This window comes from Hyphomonas sp. (assembly GCF_022844445.1).
Taxonomy (GTDB): Bacteria; Pseudomonadota; Alphaproteobacteria; order Caulobacterales; family Hyphomonadaceae; genus Hyphomonas.
The window spans coordinates 307,674-327,195 of the sequence record NZ_JALHLS010000001.1 but is presented as its reverse complement, the minus strand read 5'-3'; the positions used below and the strand labels follow the sequence as shown (position 1 = coordinate 327,195).

General features: G+C 64.1%; 19 protein-coding genes. 12 read left to right on the top strand and 7 right to left on the bottom strand.

What is annotated here, in order from left to right; genetic code table 11:
• Position 1: 1 nt before the first annotated feature.
• On the top strand, positions 2-283 hold the full coding sequence (locus Q0C17_RS01755) for a hypothetical protein (RefSeq protein WP_291200384.1): 282 nt from the start codon (positions 2-4) through the stop codon (positions 281-283).
• Here Q0C17_RS01755 and Q0C17_RS01750 read toward each other — a convergent pair.
• Entirely contained in the window at positions 276-1,331 is a 1,056-nt protein-coding gene (locus tag Q0C17_RS01750; RefSeq protein WP_291200380.1) for a CoA ester lyase, read from the bottom strand. The two genes, Q0C17_RS01755 and Q0C17_RS01750, sit on opposite strands and share 8 nt — an antisense overlap.
• A 123-nt stretch (positions 1,332-1,454) precedes the next feature.
• On the opposite strand from Q0C17_RS01750, the gene Q0C17_RS01745 reads away from it, so the two are divergent.
• A complete protein-coding gene (locus tag Q0C17_RS01745) occupies positions 1,455-1,655 on the top strand; it encodes a YqaE/Pmp3 family membrane protein (RefSeq protein ID WP_291200378.1) in 201 nt (66 codons plus the stop codon).
• A 63-nt stretch (positions 1,656-1,718) separates the two neighbouring features.
• Here the strand turns inward: Q0C17_RS01745 and Q0C17_RS01740 are convergent, their stop codons facing one another.
• Together Q0C17_RS01740 and Q0C17_RS01735 are read right to left on the bottom strand one after the other, a co-directional pair.
• Positions 1,719-2,615: a tyrosine recombinase gene (locus tag Q0C17_RS01740; RefSeq protein WP_291200376.1), complete on the bottom strand. Its 897-nt coding sequence runs from the start codon at positions 2,613-2,615 to the stop codon at positions 1,719-1,721.
• Positions 2,616-2,665: 50 nt separating this feature from the next.
• A complete protein-coding gene (locus tag Q0C17_RS01735; RefSeq protein ID WP_291200374.1) occupies positions 2,666-2,803 on the bottom strand; it encodes a hypothetical protein in 138 nt (45 codons plus the stop codon).
• A 118-nt stretch (positions 2,804-2,921) separates the two neighbouring features.
• Between Q0C17_RS01735 and Q0C17_RS01730 the strand changes: the two genes are divergently transcribed.
• The 3 genes from Q0C17_RS01730 to Q0C17_RS01720 are packed head-to-tail and all read left to right on the top strand — an operon-like array spanning position 2,922 to position 5,890.
• The gene (locus Q0C17_RS01730; protein WP_291200372.1) at positions 2,922-3,482 is read left to right on the top strand and encodes a shikimate kinase; all 561 of its coding nucleotides are present in this window, start codon (positions 2,922-2,924) and stop codon (positions 3,480-3,482) included.
• Complete coding sequence (aroB, locus tag Q0C17_RS01725; RefSeq protein ID WP_291200370.1) at positions 3,479-4,609, top strand: 3-dehydroquinate synthase; 1,131 nt, start codon at positions 3,479-3,481, stop codon at positions 4,607-4,609. The genes Q0C17_RS01730 and aroB overlap by 4 nt, the downstream gene beginning before the upstream one ends.
• Positions 4,610-4,627: 18 nt before the next feature.
• Complete coding sequence (locus tag Q0C17_RS01720) at positions 4,628-5,890, top strand: HlyC/CorC family transporter (protein ID WP_291200367.1); 1,263 nt, start codon at positions 4,628-4,630, stop codon at positions 5,888-5,890.
• On the opposite strand, the gene Q0C17_RS01715 is transcribed toward Q0C17_RS01720, so the two are convergent.
• A complete protein-coding gene (locus Q0C17_RS01715; RefSeq protein WP_291200364.1) occupies positions 5,887-6,159 on the bottom strand; it encodes a BolA family transcriptional regulator in 273 nt (90 codons plus the stop codon). The genes Q0C17_RS01720 and Q0C17_RS01715 overlap by 4 nt on opposite strands.
• Positions 6,160-6,190: 31 nt before the next feature.
• Between Q0C17_RS01715 and Q0C17_RS01710 the strand changes: the two genes are divergently transcribed.
• Positions 6,191-6,814 (top strand): J domain-containing protein, encoded by a 624-nt coding sequence (locus tag Q0C17_RS01710; RefSeq protein WP_291200361.1) that lies wholly within the window; start codon positions 6,191-6,193, stop codon positions 6,812-6,814.
• A gap of 139 nt (positions 6,815-6,953) precedes the next feature.
• Positions 6,954-7,943, top strand: coding sequence for a complex I NDUFA9 subunit family protein (locus Q0C17_RS01705; RefSeq protein WP_291200358.1), 990 nt, complete (start codon positions 6,954-6,956; stop codon positions 7,941-7,943).
• A 19-nt stretch (positions 7,944-7,962) separates the two neighbouring features.
• Here the strand turns inward: Q0C17_RS01705 and Q0C17_RS01700 are convergent, their stop codons facing one another.
• Complete coding sequence (locus tag Q0C17_RS01700) at positions 7,963-8,820, bottom strand: undecaprenyl-diphosphate phosphatase (RefSeq protein ID WP_291200355.1); 858 nt, start codon at positions 8,818-8,820, stop codon at positions 7,963-7,965.
• 279 nt (positions 8,821-9,099) lie between these two features.
• Here Q0C17_RS01700 and Q0C17_RS01695 point away from each other — a divergent pair, with 279 nt between their 5' ends.
• Genes Q0C17_RS01695 through gltB form a run of 3 tightly spaced genes read left to right on the top strand, consistent with a single transcriptional unit; the run spans position 9,100 to position 15,496 of the window.
• Positions 9,100-10,542 carry an NAD(P)-dependent oxidoreductase gene (locus tag Q0C17_RS01695; RefSeq protein WP_291200352.1) on the top strand — a complete coding sequence of 481 codons (1,443 nt, stop codon included), beginning with the start codon at positions 9,100-9,102 and terminating at the stop codon, positions 10,540-10,542.
• A 2-nt stretch (positions 10,543-10,544) separates the two neighbouring features.
• The gene (locus tag Q0C17_RS01690; RefSeq protein WP_291200350.1) at positions 10,545-10,955 is read left to right on the top strand and encodes a GFA family protein; all 411 of its coding nucleotides are present in this window, start codon (positions 10,545-10,547) and stop codon (positions 10,953-10,955) included.
• Between the two features lie 2 nt (positions 10,956-10,957).
• Positions 10,958-15,496 (top strand): glutamate synthase large subunit, encoded by a 4,539-nt coding sequence (gltB, locus tag Q0C17_RS01685; protein ID WP_291200347.1) that lies wholly within the window; start codon positions 10,958-10,960, stop codon positions 15,494-15,496.
• A gap of 22 nt (positions 15,497-15,518) precedes the next feature.
• Here the strand turns inward: gltB and Q0C17_RS01680 are convergent, their stop codons facing one another.
• Positions 15,519-16,424: a DUF4349 domain-containing protein gene (locus Q0C17_RS01680; protein ID WP_291200344.1), complete on the bottom strand. Its 906-nt coding sequence runs from the start codon at positions 16,422-16,424 to the stop codon at positions 15,519-15,521.
• A 98-nt stretch (positions 16,425-16,522) separates the two neighbouring features.
• Positions 16,523-18,070 carry a carboxyl transferase domain-containing protein gene (locus Q0C17_RS01675; RefSeq protein WP_291200341.1) on the bottom strand — a complete coding sequence of 516 codons (1,548 nt, stop codon included), beginning with the start codon at positions 18,068-18,070 and terminating at the stop codon, positions 16,523-16,525.
• A gap of 112 nt (positions 18,071-18,182) precedes the next feature.
• On the opposite strand from Q0C17_RS01675, the gene Q0C17_RS01670 reads away from it, so the two are divergent.
• Positions 18,183-18,488, top strand: a complete 306-nt coding sequence (locus tag Q0C17_RS01670) for an SCP2 sterol-binding domain-containing protein (RefSeq protein ID WP_291200339.1) — start codon at positions 18,183-18,185, stop codon at positions 18,486-18,488.
• Between the two features lie 79 nt (positions 18,489-18,567).
• Positions 18,568-19,518, top strand: coding sequence for an alpha/beta fold hydrolase (locus Q0C17_RS01665; RefSeq protein ID WP_291200335.1), 951 nt, complete (start codon positions 18,568-18,570; stop codon positions 19,516-19,518).
• Positions 19,519-19,522 lie beyond the last annotated feature (4 nt).

The following is a 19,522-nucleotide window of genomic DNA, read 5'->3' as shown; positions in this document are numbered from 1 at the left end:
CGTGTTGTCGGGGGGAGGGCTTGCCCAGCTGTCGATCGCGCTGTTGGCGGCGACTTCGATCAACGCAGCGCAGCGACGGCTGGGGCGGAACTGGCCGCGGTTGCGCCTTGTGGGCAGCTGGCAAGTCTGGCTTGTCTTCCTGAATTCGTATCTCGGCCGCGTGCTGGAAGGGCGCGGGCCGGGCTGGATGTTCGGCGGCATCACAGCGCTGATGCTCGGCGCCGCCGCGTTTAGGATCGCGGCGGGCGTGCAGAAGCGGGCGCGGTTGCGGGCGGCTAGCTAGCGTAGGCCGCAGCCAGCTCCGGGTCTTTGGCGGCGACGAGGTCGGCGAGGTCGGAGATGACCTTGGCCTGTTTCCAGGTGGCGTCGTCCTGCATCTTGCCGTCGATCATGGCGACGCCGGTGCCGTCCGGCATAGCGGCGAGGATCTTGCGGGCAAACTTCACTTCGTCCGGGTCCGGAGAGAAGACGCGCTTGGCAATCGCTATCTGGTTGGGGTGGAGCGACCAGGCCCCTGCGCAGCCGAGAAGGAAGGCGTTGCGGAACTGCTGCTCGCAGGCGTCAAGGTCGGAAATGTCGCCAAAGGGGCCATAGAACGCGTTGATGCCGGCCATGCGGCAGGCGTCAACGAGGCGGGCGATGGTGTAGTGCCAGAGGTCCTGCTGCGCGTTGGCGCGGGCGCTGCCGTCCGCATGCGGATCTTCGAGCACGCGGTAGAAGGGGTGGCCGCCGCCGACGCGGGTGGTTTTCATCTTGCGGCTGGCGGCAAGGTCGGCCGGACCGAGAGAGATGCCCTGCATGCGGGGTGAAGCGAGGGCGATTTCCTCTACGCGGGCGACACCCTCGGCAGTCTCGAGGATGGCGTGGAAGAGAATCGGGCGGGAAAGGCCGGCTTTTGCTTCAAGTTGGGCGACGAATTGGTCGGCATAGTGGATGTCCCAAGGGCCTTCGACCTTGGGCAGCATGATGACGTCGAGCTGGTGGCCGGCCTTCAGCACGAGGTCGGTTACGTCATCGAGGAACCAGGGGGAGTTCAGACAGTTTACGCGGCTCCAGAAGCCGGTGCCGGATTTCTGCCAGTCGACCATGTTGGCCATCTCGACGGCGCCGGCGCGGGCGGCGTCCTTGGCGTCGGCGGGGATGGCATCTTCGAGGTTGGCGAGGATCACATCGACCTGTTTGGCCATGTCTGGCACCTTCGGGCGGATCTTCTCGTTATGGCCGGGGACAAAGTGGATCATCCGTTCGAGCCGGACGGGCAGTTCGCGCATCGGGTCCGGCGCGCCGATGGCGAGCGGTTTAAAGAAGTTGCGCGGCGTTTTCTGGCTCATGTGTCTCTCCGGTTGGCGCCAGCAGGATTAGGACGCATGCTGCACTGCGTCAAATTGTGAATGGCGGGGAACGTCCGGGCGATTCAGCCGTTGATGTTCGAGGTTCTCGCAAAGGAAATTCCGATGTCGCTCTTGATGATCCTTCTCACCATCTTCCTGCCGCCGGTCGCGGTGGCGTTGAAACAGGGCATAGGGGTTCAGTTCCTGATCAACCTTATTCTGACGCTGATCGGTTGGCTGCCGGGCGTCATCCACGCGCTGTGGGTTAACACCCGGGAGGGTGACCGGCTCGACTGGTACACTCAGGGCCGCATGAACCGGTAAGGGTTGCCGGTAAAGGGGGCGGCCAGGACAAGAGCGCCGCGGGCTATACCGTGTCTTGAGTGCTCAGGTCGCCATCGGATGAGCGGTTTCCAGCAGTTCCTGAAGCTCGTCGGTGAGGACGTGCGTGTAGATCTGCGTCGTCGCGATGTCGGCATGGCCGAGCAGCATCTGCACCGCACGCAGGTCCGCGCCGCCTTGCAGGAGGTGCGTTGCGTAGGCGTGGCGCAGGGCATGCGGATGCACGCGGCCGGGATCGATGTCCGCTTCGGCGGCGAGGCCTTCCAGCAGCTGGCCGAGGCGGCGGCGCGTGAGGTGGCCGCAGGCCCCTCGAGAAGGGAAGACGAAGTCCTCGGCGCGGGTCTTCACATCCGGGTCGGTGCGTTCGTCCAGCCAGTCGGTCAGCGCCGCGAGGGCCGGTCGGCCGAGGGGGCAGAGGCGTTCCTTGCCGCCCTTGCCGCGGATGATGATGTCGCTGGTGGCCCAGCGCGCGCCCTTGCGGCGGGGCAGGCTGCCCATCGTCAGGGAGACGAGTTCCGAGGCGCGCAGGCCCGCGCCGTAGAGCAGCTCAACCAGGCATTTGAGGCGCGTGTCGCTGCCGCAGGCGAAGATCAGCGCCTTCATCTCCTCGCGGGAGAGGACATCCGGAATGTCGCGGGCAGGTGAGGGGCCGTCGAGCCGGGCGGTGGGGTCGTCCCTGCGATCGCCCTCTTCGAACAGGAAGCGGAAGAAGCGGCGCAGGGCGGAGAGCTTGCGGGCCTGCGAGGCAGGGGCAAGGCCGCGCTCAGCCAGGTCATTGACCCAGGCGCCGAGTTCGGCGGCTTTCGCGCGGGTCAGGCGGCCGGAGCAGAATTCGGAGGCGTCCAGCAGGTCGCGGCCATAGGCATCGAGCGTGTTCGGGCTGGCGCCCCGCTCGGCAGACATCATTTCGAGGAAGGCGCCAATGCGCAGCTTGTCGGACATGCCTGAAAAGCTAATGCCGCAGGCTTAAGGGCGGGTGAAACCGCTTGTTTTTACTCGAATACGCCCTCGACGGGAATCCGGGTTTCGCCATCCGGGGGCGGGTTCTTGACGGCCTGCTGGCCCAGCCACCACATGCCGCCGATGACCGCCACAGCGATGACGACGAAGCCGATCAGGAATTTGCGCATGGATTTCTGCCCCGAAAACTGGTTTGGCGACTGGAATCGCAAGCGAATCCTGCCGCCAGAATGCGCCGTCTATGTGGCAGGTCTAGGACTGGCGCGCAACGCCGGGTAAGAGAGAGTGATGCCGGATGACAGTGACCCTTCGAGTGCCGAGCTGCCCTATGCGGGGCGGACGATTGCGCTTGTTGGCCTGATGGGCGCTGGAAAGTCTACGGTCGGACGGCGCCTGGCGGAAAAGCTGGACCGGCCCTTCTATGACAGCGACACGGAAATCGAGAAGGCGGCGGGCCTGTCGATCTCTGACATCTTTGCCCTGCACGGGGAGGCCGATTTCCGGCGCGGCGAGAAGCAGGTGATCAAGCGGCTGCTGGAATTGCCGCCGCATGTGCTGGCGACCGGGGGCGGGGCCTTCATTGACGCCGAAACGCGAGCATTGATGCGTGAGAAGGCGGTGACAGTGTGGCTGAACGCCGACCTCGAGACGCTGTGGCGGCGCGTGCAGAAGCGCGACAACCGTCCGCTGCTGAAGCGCGCCGATGCCAAGACGCATCTTTCCAATCTCGTGAGCGAGCGCGCACCCTTTTATTCACAGGCTGACCTCAATGTTCAGTCCAAGGATGGGCCGCATACAAATACGGTCAATTCCATCCTCAAAGCCCTGCAGACCTGGACCCCCACATGACTTCCTCTTCCGCACCTGAAGCCGTCCGCGTCGATCTCGGCGCGCGCGCCTATGACATCCTCGTGGGGCATGGCGCACTGAAAGAGCTGGGGCCGCGCCTTACAGGTCTGGTTAAGCGTCCGCGCGCCTATGTGCTGACTGACGAGACGGTGATGCGCCATCACAAGCCGCGGCTGGAGGCCGCCGTCGCCGGGGCCGGGATCAAGCTGGACTGGATGGCGCTGCCGCCTGGCGAGCAGACGAAGACCTTCGCCCAGCTCGGCACTGTGCTCGACTGGCTGCTGGCTGGGGGCGCGGACCGGGGCGATGTGCTGATCGCGTTCGGCGGCGGCGTGATCGGCGACATGGGCGGGCTCGCGGCCAGCCTGATGAAGCGCGGCATGGGTTTCGTGCAGGTGCCCACGACACTTCTGGCGCAGGTTGATTCCTCCGTAGGCGGAAAGACAGCGGTGAACACGCCGCGCGGCAAGAACTTGGTCGGGGCTTTCTACCAGCCGCGTCTCGTGATCGCGGATACGGAGCTCCTCGCCACGCTGCCGGACCGGGAGATGAAGGCTGGTTATGCCGAGATCCTGAAATACGGCCTGATCAATGACGCGCCTTTCTTCGACTGGCTATCGGCGAATGGCAGCAAGGTGCTGGCGCTGGAGCCGGAAGCGGCGCGCTACGCCGTGGCCCGCTCGTGCGCGGCCAAGGCGGCGATTGTGGTCGAGGACGAGACTGAGACGGGCGTGCGCCAGCTGCTGAACCTCGGCCACACTTTCGGGCATGCGCTGGAAGCGGCGAACAGCTACGGGCCGGACCTCCTGCACGGCGAGGCCGTCGCGCTCGGCATGGCGCTGGCTTTCCGTTATGGCGCCGGGCTCGGCGTGACACCGGCAGCGGATGCGCGCCGGGTCGCTGATGTTATCCGCGCATCCGGCCTTCCAGCAGACCTCGGCGGGCGGGACCGGGCGCGTTTTACCGCGCCGCGCCTCACCGAACTGATGCAGCAGGACAAGAAGGCGCGCGGCGGGCGAGTGCCGCTCATCCTCGCGCGCGGGATCGGCGCCTCCTACATTCATCCGGATGCGGATCTTTCCTCGATCGAGGCTTTCCTCGGCCGCGAACTCCTTGAAACAGCGTAGAGAGACCTACCGCCCGAAATGATTGCCGGCTACCTGATTGCCATCTTTGTCCTGCTTTGCCTTTCGGCGTTCTTCTCGGGATCAGAAACCGCGCTGACGGCCGCCTCCCGCGCGCGCATGCACCAGCTGGAGAAGGAAGGCGACAAGCGGGCCCTTGCGGTCAACCGTCTGCTGGCGCGGCGCGAGGATTTCATCGGCGCCATCCTGCTTGGCAACAACTTCGTCAACATCCTCGCATCGGTGCTGGCGACGTCGCTTTTTACCTCCATGTTCGGCGTCGGCGGCTATGCGCTGCTCATCTCCACCGCAGTCATGACCGTGACGGTCCTGATCTTCTCGGAAGTGATGCCGAAAACCTATGCGATCTCGCGCCCGGACAGTGTGGCGCTGCGTGTCGCAAGGCCGATTGGCATTCTGGTGCGCGGGGCATCAGGGATCATCCAGCTGATCCGCTTCATCGTGAACGGCATCCTGAGGCTTCTTGGTCAGTCAGCCTCGGCAACGCCAGTTTCCGCGGAGCAGGAAATCCGCGGGGCGATTGACCTGCATGCGATGGATGGCGGCGTCGAAAGCGGTGACCGGTTGCGGTTGGTCGGCGCGCTGGACCTTAAGGATCTCACGGTCGAAGACGTGATGATTCACCGCAAGAACATTCAGATGCTGAATGCCGACATGGACCGCCGGCAGCTTGTGATGAAGGCGCTGGCGAGCCCGCATACGCGCTTACCGCTGTACCGGGGCGAAAAGGAAGAGATCATCGGCATCCTGCATGCCAAGGATCTTCTGCGCGCAGCGCTGCCGATGGGCGGCGACCTGTCGAAGCTTGATCTCGATTCTATCCTGCGAAAGCCCTGGTTCGTTCCGGAGACAACGCCGGTGAAGGACCAGCTCGACCAATTCCTGTCAAAGGGCCAGCATTTCGCGTTGGTTGTCGACGAGTATGGCGAGTTGCAGGGCATGATCACGCTGGAGGATATTCTCGAAGAGATCGTCGGCGCGATCCATGACGAACATGACGTGCAGATCCAGGGCGTGCGCCCGCAGGCCGACGGCTCCGTCAATGTCGATGGCTGGGTGCCGATCCGTGACGTGAACCGTGCGACCGGCTGGGTGCTGCCGGATGACGAAGCGGTCACTGTGGCTGGCCTCGTCATTCATGAGGCGCAGACGATTCCCGAGCCGGGGCAGACATTCGTTTTCCACGGCTATCGGTTCAACATCCTGCGTCGGCAGCGCAACCAGGTAACCGGCGTGAACATCTCGAAGGTGGACACGAATTAAGGCGCATTGGCCTTCAGAGCGAGAGCGTGCAGGCCCGTGTCAAATTCCTTCTGCAGGACGAGCATGACGGTGCGCTGTACCTGGACGCGCGAGAGACCGGCAAAGGCGTCCGAAACTATCTCGACCGAATAATGCGTTTCGCCGCCTGGGGCGGCCCCGGCATGGCCGGCATGTTTGGCACTGTCATCGGTAATGGCGAGCGAGACGGGCGCAAAGGCTTCGGTCAGCGCCTCTTCAATTCGCGATCGTCTGTCACTTGGTTGTGGCATCTTTAAGCGGCGCTCCCTATTATCATGGCCCATGTCCGACAGCGATCCCTTCCGTTACCGCGTCAAGTTCAAAGATATACGCGTGAACCCGCCCAAGGACGAGGCTTCGCGGGCTCGTGCGAAGCAAACACGTGTCTGCGATGAGCATGGCTGTGACCTCGAAGGTGCCTTTCCGGCGCCGCGTCAGGGCGGCAAGGGACGGCACTTCTTCTGCGAACAGCACGTGTCCGACTACAATCGCCGCTTCAATTTCTTTGAAGGCATGAGCGAGGCTGAAGCCGCCTCGTTCGTGCGTTCGGAACGCTATGGCCACAAACGCACCTGGCGGATGGGCGGCGGGCCGCTGGGCGGCAAGCGCAGCGCACATGTGAATGACCCGCGCCGCTGGGCGGGCCGAGGCTTCTTCGACATGGACGATACGCCAGCGGCCGAGGCGCGCGTCCAGGCCCACCGCTCGAGCCTTCAACTCAGGGCCCTGCGCGAGCTTGACCTCGAGGCGGATGCCACGCCGGTGGAGATCCGCGCGCGATACGCCGAGTATATTCGCCGCTTCCACCCGGACTCGAACAAGGGTGACCGCTCCAGCGAGCACAAGCTCGACCGCGTCGTACGTGCCGGCAAGCTGCTGAAAGCTTCCGGCCTGATGCGAAGCTGACCGTCTATCAGGCAGGCAGGACGCAGGCCGGGATTTTCGCCGCGCATGCCGCATGGACATTGGCAACCTTCCTGTGGTCAAAGGCGGCAATACAAGGAATCGCGGCCGGCCGGGGCTGGCCCGCAAAGAGGCGCTGCGCATGAGCAAGGGATTGGTCACGGTTTTTGGCGGCTCCGGCTTCATCGGCCGGTATGCGGCAAGGACGCTGGTTGAGCGAGGCTGGCGCGTACGGGTTGCCGTGCGCCGGGTCCATACCGCCATCGATGTCCGCCTTGCCGGCCCGCCGGGTTGGGTCGACATCGTGCAGGCCAACGTCAAGGACCGCGCCTCGATTGACCGCGCGCTCGAAGGCGCTGATGCGGTCGTGAACCTCGTCGGCATCCTGTTCGAGCGCGGCAAGCAGACCTTTTCGGGCGAGCAGGCCGAGGGCGCCGCGCTGGTGGCCGAAGCGGCCGCCGCCAAAGGTATCACCCGTTTCATCCAGATGTCCGCCATCGGCACAAATGCCGGGTCGAAGTCCCCCTATGCCCGCACCAAGGCAGAGGCCGAGGCGTCCGTGCGCCAGGCCGTTCCGACGGCGACGATCCTGCGTCCGTCCATCGTGTTCGGCGCGGAAGACCAATTCTTCAACCGGTTTGCAGCGATGGCCCGCTCGGCGCCGGTGCTGCCTGCCATTGGCGGCGGCAAGACGAAGTTCCAGCCGGTTTATGCCGGCAATGTCGCCAGCGCGATTGCCGCAGCGGTCGATTCGGAAACCGCCGAAGGCAAGACCTACGAACTCGGCGGTCCTCGCATCTACACATTCAACGAACTCTACGACATCATCCTGAAGACGATCGACCTCAAGCGCTTCAAGATCCCGGTGCCTTTCTTTGCGGCGCGTCCGCTCGGCTATTTGATCGGCGCCATCTGGCGCTATGTGCCGCCATTTGCCTGGGGTGCGCTTGGCAATCCGCCGCTGACTGGCTCGCAGGTAGAACTGCTGCAGGACGACAATGTGGTCGCGAAGGATGCGCTGACCATTCGCGATCTCGGCGTCACCGATTTAGAATCAGTCGAAGCTATCGTGCCGCGCTACCTCTGGCGGTTCCGCACCTACGGCGAATTCCACAAGCCCAGCGAAGCGTAAGCCTTAGGGGCTTGCGACTTCAGCCCGCAACCATCGGCAGCGGCATCATCGTCAGCAGGGCAATGCCCAGCAGGATACGGTAGGCCACGAAGGGCAGGAAGCTCATCCGGCGCACCAGCGCCATCAGCACATAGATGGCGATCAGTCCGGAGATGGCTGAACCCACGCCGATGGCGATGGCTTCGGCCGCTGTCACGGTCACCATGCCCACTTCGCTGCCGAAATAGAACTCTGCGATCATGTACAGGCCGACCGCTGTGAGCACGGGCGCGCCTACCAGCATGCCGAACTTCGCCGCGTCGGGCCGCGTGTAGCCGAGCGCGCGGGCGGTCGTCATTGTAATGCCGGAGCGCGAGGTGCCAGGCAGGACAGCCGCGATCACCTGCACGGCGCCGATCAGCACGGCATGGGCAGGCGGCATGTCGTTGATGGTGCGGGTCTTTGCGCCGTAAATGTCGGCGAGGCCGAGCAGGATGCCGAAGAAGATCAGTGGAATGGCGACGCCCTGAACCGAGCGGACCGCTTCGTTCACTTCGTCCGGAATGAAGAGGCGCGCGATGGCCAGGCCCGCCATGGTCAGCGGCAGGGACGCGAGCAAGTTCATGGCGAGGCGCTCGCCGGGACTCAGCTCGCGTTTGGCGCTCAGCGCGCCCGGCAAGGCGAAGACGCCGACCATGGCTTCGCCGATCTCCTTGCGGAAATAAATGAGCATCGATGCGACCGTGCCGAAATTGGCGACCGCATTGATCAGAAGCTCGTCGCGGCCCTCATAGCCGAAGAAGCTGGCTGCCAGCAGCACGTGCGCCGAGGAGGAAACTGGCAGCCATTCGGTGATGCCTTGGACAATCGAGATAATGAGGATCTGGAGAAGCGACATGGGGCCCGCGCGTGCGTGGATGAAAGGACGCGCCAGCCCTAGCGCAGAATCGTAAACCTTTGGAGCGGGTAGGTGCGCCGGGCGTTTGAAATACGATCATCCAAAACGATATGTATTTCTACGGAGAAGAGCAATCAGGGAGGGGCTCTGAGAATAAAACAGCCATTAAGATATCGAAACGATATTCAAAAATAGCAAACGGTCTTGTTGGCCGTCAGGCGGCGCCGTAAGAGCAGGGGCGCGCGCCCTCCCCGGTGCGGCGCTCCGGAGGAATGCCTTATGGCCGAGAAGATGCTGCAGTTCACGAAAGTCTCCCGCGCGATGCCGGCGAAGCGTCCGGCGCCTGTGCGCGCCGAGGACTTCCGCGAGATTTATGCAGACTTCTCCGCCGAAGCCGCCAAGACGCAGGCCGGGCGCTGCTCGCAGTGCGGCGTGCCGTTTTGCCAGCAGGGCTGCCCCCTGCAGAACAACATTCCGGACTGGCTGAAGCTGGCCGCCGAAGACCGGATGGAAGAGGCCTGGCGTGTGTCCTCGTCGACCAACAACATGCCGGAAATCTGCGGCCGCATCTGCCCGCAGGACCGCCTGTGCGAAGGCATCTGCACGATCGAGCAGTCCGGCCACGGCACGGTCACCATTGGCTCGATCGAGAAACACATCACCGACACGGCCTGGGCCGAAGGCTGGATCCAGCCGATCAAACCGCCGCGCGAGCGCGCGCAGTCGGCCGGCATCATCGGGGCCGGACCAGGCGGTCTCGCTGCGGCCGAGCAGCTGCGCCGAAAGGGCTATCAGGTTACGGTGTATGACGCCTATGACCGAGGCGGCGGCCTGCTTGTCTATGGTATTCCCGGCTTCAAGCTGGAAAAAGAAGTCGTCGAGCGCCGCATCCGCTACCTCGAAGCCTCCGGCATTCGCTTCAGCTTCAACACGCGCGTCGGCAAGGACGTCTCGCTCGCGGATCTGCGCACCGAGCATGACACGGTGCTGATCGCGACCGGCGTCTATGCCGCCAAGGATCTCAAATGCCCGGGAAGCGGCGCCGAAGGCGTGCTGGCGGCGCTGGACTATCTCACCGCTTCGAATCGCAAAGGCCTCGGCGACACGGTGGAGGCTTTCGAATCCGGGGAGCTGAACGCCGAGGGCAAGCGCGTTGTTGTCATCGGCGGTGGCGACACGGCAATGGACTGTGTACGGACGGCCGTGCGCCAGGGCGCCAAATCGGTGACCTGTCTCTACCGCCGCGACAAGGCCAACATGCCAGGTTCGCAGCGCGAGGTGCAAAATGCGGAGGAAGAGGGCGTCGTGTTCGAGTGGCTCGCCAACCCCGAAGCGATCCTCGACACCAAGGCTGGCAAGGTAAAGGCTGTGCGCGCCAGCAAGATGAAACTTGGCGAACCAGATGCCTCCGGCCGGCAGAGCCCGGTCAAGACCGGCGAGATGATCGACGTGAAGGCTGACATGGTGATCAAGGCACTGGGCTTTGATCCGGAAGACCTGCCGATGCTGTTCAACGAGCCGGCCCTGACGGTGAATCGCTGGGGCGCAGTGCGGGTGGACTATGCGACGATGCAGACGAGTCTGCCGGGTGTCTATGCCGCCGGCGACATCGTGCGCGGCGCCTCGCTCGTCGTCTGGGCCATCAAGGACGGCCGTGATGCGGCGGAAGCGATGAACAAGGCGATGAAAGCCATGGCGTCCACAAAAGTGGCGGCAGAGTAAGTATGTTGCAGGGTGGCTGCCTCTGCGGAGCTGTGCGGTTTGCAGGCCGGGGCAAGCCGACCGGCGTGACTGTCTGCCATTGCTCCATTTGCGCACGCTGGAGCGGCAGCCCGGCTATTACGGTCGAGTTCGAGCAAGGCATCACGTTCGAGGGTGACGTCACCTGGTTTCGCAGCTCCGAATGGGGCGAGCGCGGCTTCTGTCCCGCCTGCGGCTCCACACTGTTCTTCCGCCTCACCGAAGGCGACTACATCAATGTCGGCGCGGGCTTCTGCGACAAGGCCCCAGCTGTCCCGATCATCACTCTGGAAATCCATGTGGACGCCCAGCCCGGATACTATGCTTTCGCCGGAGGCGCGCCGCGCCTGACCGGCGAGGAATTTCTTGCGCGCCTCGAAAGCGGAAAGGCCTGATCATGTCAGACTACGTGAAACAGTATGAAGCCAATCGCCAAAAACTGATCGATGGCCATGCCTACAATCCCGAGGATGAGAAGGACGCCTGCGGCGTGGGCCTCGTCGTGTCTCTTGACGGCAAGCCGAAGCGCGAAATCGTCGAGATGGGCATCAAGGCATTGAAGAACGTCTGGCACCGCGGCGCGGTGGACGCAGACGGCAAGACCGGTGACGGTGCGGGCATCCGGCTCGACGTGCCCCAGGACTTCTTCCGCGAGCATGTGAGTCGCACCGGCCATAATCCGACCGATGACCGCATCTGCGTGGGTCAGATCTTCCTTCCGCGAACGGATTTTGCCGCGCAGGAAGCGGGCCGCACGCTGGTCGAGCGCGAAGTGCTGCGCTCGGGTTTCTACATCTATGGCTGGCGCCAGCCACCGGTGGACGTCTCCGTGATCGGCCAAAAGGCGAAGGACACGCGCCCCGCCATCGAGCAGATCATGTTCCGTGATGCGCGCCATCGCAGCACCGAGGACATGGAGCGCGAACTCTACATCTGCCGCCGCCGGATTGAACGGCGTGCGCGCGAGGCGGGAATCCCGTCCTTCTATGTCTGCTCGCTGAACCACAAGTCGCTGATCTACAAAGGCATGTTCCTCGCCGCAGACATCGACAATTTCTATCTCGACCTGCGCGACGAGCGGTTCACCTCTGCTTTCGCGATCTATCACCAGCGCTATTCCACCAACACCTTCCCGCAATGGGCGCTGGCCCAGCCCTTCCGCATGATCGCGCACAATGGCGAGATCAACACGCTGCGCGGCAACAAGAACTGGATGAAGAGCCACGAGATCCGCATGGTCTCGGAGGCTTACGGCGATAACGTCGACGATATCAAACCGATCATCCCGGATGGGACGTCGGATTCCGGCGCGCTCGATGCCGTCTGGGAAATGCTTTGCAAGTCGGGACGCTCGGCGCCGATGGCGAAGGCCATGCTGATCCCCGAGGCTTGGTCGAAGCGCGAGTCGGTCATGCCGACGGCGCACCGGGCGTTGTACGACTATTGCAACTCGGTGATGGAGCCGTGGGACGGCCCGGCTGGCATTGCTGCGTTTGACGGCCGCTGGGCGATTGCCGGGCTCGACCGCAACGGCTTGCGCCCGCTGCGTTATGCTCTGACGACGGACGGTATCCTCGCCGTCGGCTCCGAGACCGGCATGTGCCCGCTCGGCAATCACGAGATCGCCAAGCGCGGCTCCATCCCGGCTGGCGGCATGATTGCGGCGGACCTGCAGACGGGCAAGTTCTACGATCACCGCGAGATCGTCGACCATCTTGCTGCCCAGGCGCCCTATGAGGAATGGCTGCAGGCCGTGGTCGAGCTGGAGCCTGAAATCGGTCCCGGCCCGGAGCCGGTATTGTTCAACCGCGAAGAACTTCTTCGCCGCCAGACGGCCGCCGGCTTCACGCTGGAAACGCTGGAGCTGATCCTCGCGCCGATGGCCGAGAGCGCCAAGGAAGCCATCGGTTCGATGGGCGATGATACGGCCCCGGCAGTTCTCTCTTCGGCTTACCGGCCGATGAGCCATTTCTTCCGCCAGAACTTCGCCCAGGTTACCAACCCGCCGATCGATCCGCTGCGCGAAGGCCGCGTGATGAGCCTGCGCACCCGGTTCAAGAACCTCGGCAACGTTCTGGATACGGACAAGTCCCAGCAGGAAGTGTTTGTGCTGGAAAGCCCTGTGCTGACCACCGGCATGTACGAACGCCTGATCACGCGCCTTGGTCTTGGCACCGAGATCATCGACTGCACCTTCGCCGCCGAGGACGTCACCGCCGAAGGCGCTGCCCTGAAGGATGCGCTGGAGCGTATCCGCCGCGAAGCCGAAGAAGCCGTGCGCGCGGGCCGAGAGCACATCATCCTGACGGACGAGAACCAGTCTGCGAGCCGCATCGCCGTGCCGATGATCCTTGCCACTGGCGCGGTGCATTCGCACCTCGTAGCGCAGGGCCTGCGCACTTTTTGCTCGATCACCGTGCGTTCGGCCGAATGTCTGGATACGCACTATTTCGCCGTGCTCGTCGGCGTCGGTGCAACGTGCATCAACGCTTACCTCGCGCAGGATGCGATCGCAGACCGGCATGCGCGCGGACTGCTCGGGGACCTGACGCTCGGCAAGGCCGTGCAGAACTTCAAGGAAGCGGTCGAGGCCGGTCTCTTGAAGATCATCTCCAAGATGGGCATCTCTGTCATCTCGTCCTATCGCGGCGGGTATAACTTCGAAGCACTCGGCCTCAGCCGTGCGCTGGTGGCCGATTATTTCCCCGGCATGTCCAGCCGCATCTCTGGTCTCGGACTCGCGGGTCTCGAGGAGAACGCGCTGGTGCGCCACCAGAAGGCGTTCGATGAGGATGTCATTTCGCTGCCCGTCGGCGGCTTCTACCGCCTGCGCGCCTCGGACGAGCTTCACGCGCTCGACGGCACGCTCATCCACACGCTGCAAGCGGCGTGTGACCGCGGCGACTATGCGATCTATCGCAAGTATGTCGACGCCGTGCATGCGCGCGACCCGATCCAGCTGCGTGACCTCTTGGACTTCAAGGCCGCAGGTGAAGCGATCCCGCTGAGCCAGGTTCAGTCGATCAACGAGATCCGCAAACGGTTCGTGACGCCGGGAATGTCCCTCGGCGCGCTGTCGCCGGAAGCGCACGGCACGCTGAACATCGCCATGAACCGGATCGGTGCAAAGTCCGTCTCCGGAGAAGGTGGCGAAGACCGCGCGCGCTACCGGCCGCTTCCGAATGGCGACAATATGAACTCGGCGGTCAAACAGATCGCATCGGGCCGCTTCGGCGTCACGGCCGAGTATCTCAACGAGTGCCGCGAAATCGAGATCAAGGTTGCCCAGGGCGCCAAGCCCGGCGAGGGCGGCCAGCTGCCCGGTTTCAAGGTGACCGAACTGATTGCGAAACTGCGCCATGCCACGCCCGGCGTGACGCTGATCTCGCCCCCGCCGCACCATGACATCTATTCGATCGAAGACCTTGCCCAGCTGATCTACGACCTGAAGCAGATCAACCCGGATTGCCGGGTTTGCGTTAAGCTGGTTGCCCAGTCCGGCGTCGGTACGGTCGCGGCAGGCGTCGCCAAGGCGAAGGCGGACATCATCCTCATCGCCGGCGGTGTCGGCGGCACCGGCGCGTCCCCGCAGACCTCGATCAAGTATGCGGGCCTGCCCTGGGAGATCGGCCTCGCTGAAGCGCACCAGGTCTTGTCGCTCAACAACCTGCGCGACAAAATCACTCTGCGAACAGACGGCGGCCTGCGCACCGGTCGCGACATCGTCATTGCCGCGATGCTCGGCGCTGAGGAGTACGGCATCGGTACGGCCTCGCTCGTGGCAATGGGCTGCATCATGGTGCGCCAGTGCCACTCGAATACCTGCCCGGTCGGCGTTTGCACGCAGGACGAAGCCCTGCGCGCGCGCTTCTCCGGTTCGCCCGACAAGGTCGTCAACCTGATGAGTTTCATCGCCGAGGACGTGCGCGAAATCCTCGCCTCGCTCGGGCTTAAGTCGCTAGACGAAGCCATCGGCCGCACGGACCTGCTCAAGCAGGTCAGCCGCGGCGCCTCGCACCTCGATGACCTCGACCTCAACCCGCTCCTCGTGCAGGTCGATACCGATACGCCAGTCGTCTACAAGCCGAACCGCCGCGAAGCGGTGCCGGATACGCTCGACGCGCAGATCCTGCGCGATGCCGAGCCGTTCTTCGAGCGCGGCGAGAAGATGCAGCTGGAATACGGCGTGGAAAACACGACGCGGGCCATCGGCGCGCGGTCAAGTTCGCGCATTACGCGCAAGTTCGGTATGCAGGCACTGCCCGAAGGCCGCCTGCACATCCGCCTTGAGGGTTCTGCCGGCCAGTCGCTCGGTGCGTTCAGCGTACAGGGCCTGCTGCTCGAAGTACTCGGAGATGCCAACGACTATGTCGGCAAGGGCCTCTCGGGCGCTACAATCGTCGTCACGCCGCGTCCGCGCGACCGGCGCACCGCCATCGGCGATGCGATCATCGGCAACACCTGCCTCTATGGCGCAACCGCCGGCAAGCTGTTCGCCGCGGGCACGGCGGGCGTGCGGTTCGCCGTTCGCAACTCGGGCGCCAAGTCTGTCGTCGAGGGCTGCGGCGCGAATGGCTGCGAGTACATGACAAATGGGCGCGCCGTCATCCTTGGCCCGGTCGGCGACAATTTCGGGGCCGGGATGACCGGCGGCGCCGCATACATCTGGGACCCGTCCGACCGGTTCGCGCAGGTTGTGAACCCGGATTCGATCGACTGGTATCCGCTCGGTGAGATGTCGGAAGACCACATCGGCGAGGCAAAGGCCTTGATAGAGGAGCACGGTCGCCGCACTGGGTCCCTCCGCGCGCGCGACCTTCTCGACAACTGGGAGGTGACCCTCGGCCAGATGCTGATGATCGTCCCGAAAGAAGTCGCCTCGATCCTGCTCGCCCGCAAACCGCCTGCGAAAAAGAAACAGGCCGAGCGCGCCTAGCGCCCGGCCTGTCTACTCAAAGTCAGGTGACCGGCGGTTTCTTCCGCCGGATGCGCGGCCAGATCAGGCGCAGCCAGATCCAGAGCAAGGCACCGATCAGGAGAAGCCAGGGCAGGCCGACCGCAAAGGCGGTGATCACGGCCGCAATGGCGCTCGACAGGTTGTAGAAGAAGTTTCCGAACGCATCGCCCAGCGGCGACAACGCGCCCTGTGACACCGGGTTGCGCTTCGTCTCGTAGCTGACGGAGAGCTGGCTCATGTCAACGCGCTGGCGCAGGGCGGCGAGGCTCGACTTCAGAGAGTCGATTTCGCCGTTGACGCGGGCAAGTTCGCGTTCGGTCTCGAGAACGTCCTTCAGTTCGCCGGGCCGGCTTTCCAGCAGCTGCTCCAACCGTCCGCGCAGGGTTTCCTGCGCTTTCAGGCGGGCGTCGGTGTCGATGATCGAGACGGTCAGATCTTCGGCCGTGGTCTGACGATTGGTCACTTCGCCTTTCGCGGCCTCGGCTTCCGCCTCGATCCCGCTAAGGAAGGTCTCGATCCAGGCCGGCGTCGCGCGCAGGTTCAGCGAGGCGGAGGCTTCGTCCTCCGAATAGGCGTTAAGCCAGGAGTTCGTGACCACGCAAACCGCCGGCCCCGCCTTGTTGCAAGCGTCGATATGCGCCTGCATCGTCGGCTCGATGGTCTTGACCGGGATGCGCAGCCCGACCGAGTGGGCATAAGCGATATACTGGACGGCTGCCGCTGCATCTGGTGCGGCCTCTCCGCCGGCCTCAGCCTCTTCGGCCATGTAGTCCGCGTCGGCCATCTTTGCCATTTCAGGCGCGGGCGGCGCCATGGCGGGGCTCGATTCATAGTCGCGGTTCGGCGAACCACAGGCGGCAAGTGCCGCGGCAGATGTGGCTGCCAAAAGCCAGATGTTGAGTTTCATGCGTGCGTTCCTCCCCGGAGCGGATACTCACGCATCATCGCTCCGAAAATGGCAAGAGCGCGCCGCTTTCAGGGAGAGTTGAGGCACATCGGCGCCCACTAAGGCCGGAACGTTACCCGCCGCTCGCCCGCCGTCAGGGTACGCTGGGCATGATGGGCAAAGTCCACGAGCAGGGAGCGTGTCTCGCGCGGGTCGATGATCTCCTCGGCGAGGAAGCTCTCTGCCGTGCGGAAGGGCGAGCGGATCGCCTCGAACTTTTTGTAGAGCGCCGCTTTCAGCTCCTCCGGGTTCTCCGCCTCGGACAACTCCTTCCGGAACGCCGCTTCGATACCGCCTGCCATCGGCAGCGAGCCCCAGTCGCCGCTCGGCCAGCAATAGCGCCACTTGGTCTTCGACTGGTTCATCATCGCCGAACCTGCAAGGCCGTAAGCTTTGCGAATCACTACCGAGCAGACCGGCACATCGGCCTGGTAGACCGCCGTCATCGCCCGCACGCCCGCGCGCGTTACCCCTGCCGTCTCCGCCTTCACGCCGACGGCGAAGCCGGGGCAATCGACAAAGTGGATCACTGGCAGGTGGAAGGTCGAGCAGAGGTCCATGTGGCGCGTGACCTTGTCGCACACGTCCGCGGTCCAGGCCCCGTCGAGGAAGAACGGATCGCCCGCCATGATGCCGACGGCGTAGCCATCGATCCGGGCAAGGCCGGTTACGATGCCTCGGCCCCAGTCATGGCCAATCTCGAAGAAACTGCCCTTATCGACCGTCGCCTCGATGATCTTGCGCGGCTTGTAGGGTGTGCGGCCATCCTTGGGCACGAGGGAAATGAGGCTCGCCTCCTTGCGCTTCGGGTCGTCCGTGGGCTGAAGGCGTTCGGGCAGGTGGTGCACCGACGGGGGCAGGTAGGAGAGGAAGCGCCGCGCGGCGGCGAAGGCATCCGCCTCGCTATCGACAACATTGTCCACGGTGCCGTTCTGGCCTTGAATCTTCCAGCCGCCCAGTTCTTCCTTAGTAACGTTCTCGCCTAGCGCGATGGCGACCGGTGGCCCGGCCACGAAAACCTGCGACAGCTCCTTCACCATGATGCTGAAATGGCTCGCGGCCAGCCGGCCCGCGCCCATGCCCGCGCATGGCCCCAGCGCGAGCGTGACGAAGGGTACTTGTGACAGGCCCGTGACAATCTCGTTCCAGCCGGGCGTCTCCGGAATGTAGGTGCGGGGGTCTTTCTCCAGCGCTTTCACCGAGCCGCCGCCGCCCGTGCCGTCGATCATCTGCACCAGCGGCATCCGGTACTCGGTCGCCATCTTGATCATCTGGACCATTTTCTGCCAGATCGAGGCGTCCGACGCCCCGCCGCGGACAGTGAAGTCGTCGGCGAGAATCACCACCGGCCGGCCCTCAAGGCGCGCCCGCCCGGTGACAGAGGTGGACGGCGTGAAGCCCAGAAGCTCATCATCCGGCCCGTAGGTCGCCTTGCCGGCAATCTTGCCGATTTCATGGAAACTGCCCGGATCCGCGAGGAACGCGACCCGTTCCCGCACGGTCAGCTTACCCCGCCCTCGCTGGCGTTCGACCGGTTCTTCCCCGCCCATATGCTCGGCCAGGCGCTCGCGCCGGCGAAGCTCTTCAATCGCTTTTTCCCAACTCATGGCAAACAGGTGCCCCCCTTACCGCCGCGCCCGTCAACGGGAATCTTCTTGCTCCTCGCGTTCCGGTTTGCTTTATCCCCGTCCAGACCCAATTCCCAAGGAGGAACCCCGGATGGATCTCGCACAACTTACGGCTCGCGCTTCGGAAGCCCTGTCGGGCGGCAGCGATTTCAAGAAAAAGGTGAAGTTCGATTTCGGCAGCGTCGGCAAGCTGCTGATCGACGGCGCCAACGGCAAGGTCGATAATTCCGACGATCCGGCCGATGCTACCATCTCCGTGACTTGGGATGACTTCACCAAGATCTCTTCCGGCGCGATGGACCCGACGATGGCCTTCATGCAAGGCAAGCTGAAAGTGGCCGGCGACATGTCAGTCGCCATGCAGCTCCAGAGCCTGATGAAGAAGCTCGCCGGCTGATCCGGCCTGCCCAAAGGCATTGACCTGAGAGGCCGCCCGGAGACAGCTTCGGGCGGCTTTCCTTTTTTGGAAGGACGACATGACTGACGCGCCGGCAAAACAGACCGCCTTTGTGAACCTCAAGGGCAACCTGGCGCCCGAGGGGGCGGCGGTCGTCTGGTTCAAGGGCGAGGGCGGGCGCGAGCTGCGCGCCTGCGCCGCGCCGGCGCTGTCGAAGGTCAAGCCTCGTGGCACTGTGATCGTCTGTCCGGGCCGGACGGAGTTCATCGAGAAGTATTTCGAGGTTGGCCGCGAGCTCCAGCAGATGGGTTTTGCCATCCTGATTCTTGATTGGCCGGGGCAGGGACTCTCCGATCGCCTGCTAGGCGACAGCAAGAAGGGACATATCGACCGGTTCGAGACCTTCATGGGGGCGCTCGCAAACGGTCTCGAGGAGTTGGAGGACCGCCTGCCCAAGCCGCATGTGGCGCTGGCTCATTCGATGGGCGGCGCAATTGCACTCGCCGCCATCGCGCAGGACCTCGTGAAGGTCGAGGCGGCTGCCTTCTGCGCGCCGATGTGGGGCCTCAAGTCGAAATTCTTCGGGATGAGCTATCTCGTCTGGGCGATGCGCGCGACGGGCCGCTCCGGAGACTATGCCATCCAGCCCGGCCCGCCGGAAAAATTCGAGACCAACATCGTCACACATGACAAGCGCCGCTGGGAATTGCAGCGCGACCTGGTCGACGCCGCGCCGGACCTTGAGGTTGGCCCGGTTACCTGGGGATGGCTCGGCGCCTCGCTGGACATCCTGGCCACATTCACCAGGCCAAAGGCGCTGGCAAAGGTCACCATCCCGGTTTTCGTCGCCTCGGCCGGAGAGGAGAAGCTGGTCGACAATGCCAGCCATGCCGACATCTGCCGCCGCCTCAAGGATTGCGAGCACATCATGGTTGAAGGCGCGATGCACGAGATTCTGATGGAGACCGACGACCGGCGCGCCGAGTTCTGGTCGGGCTTCCAGCGACTGCTGAAGCGCGCCGGGATCTGATGCT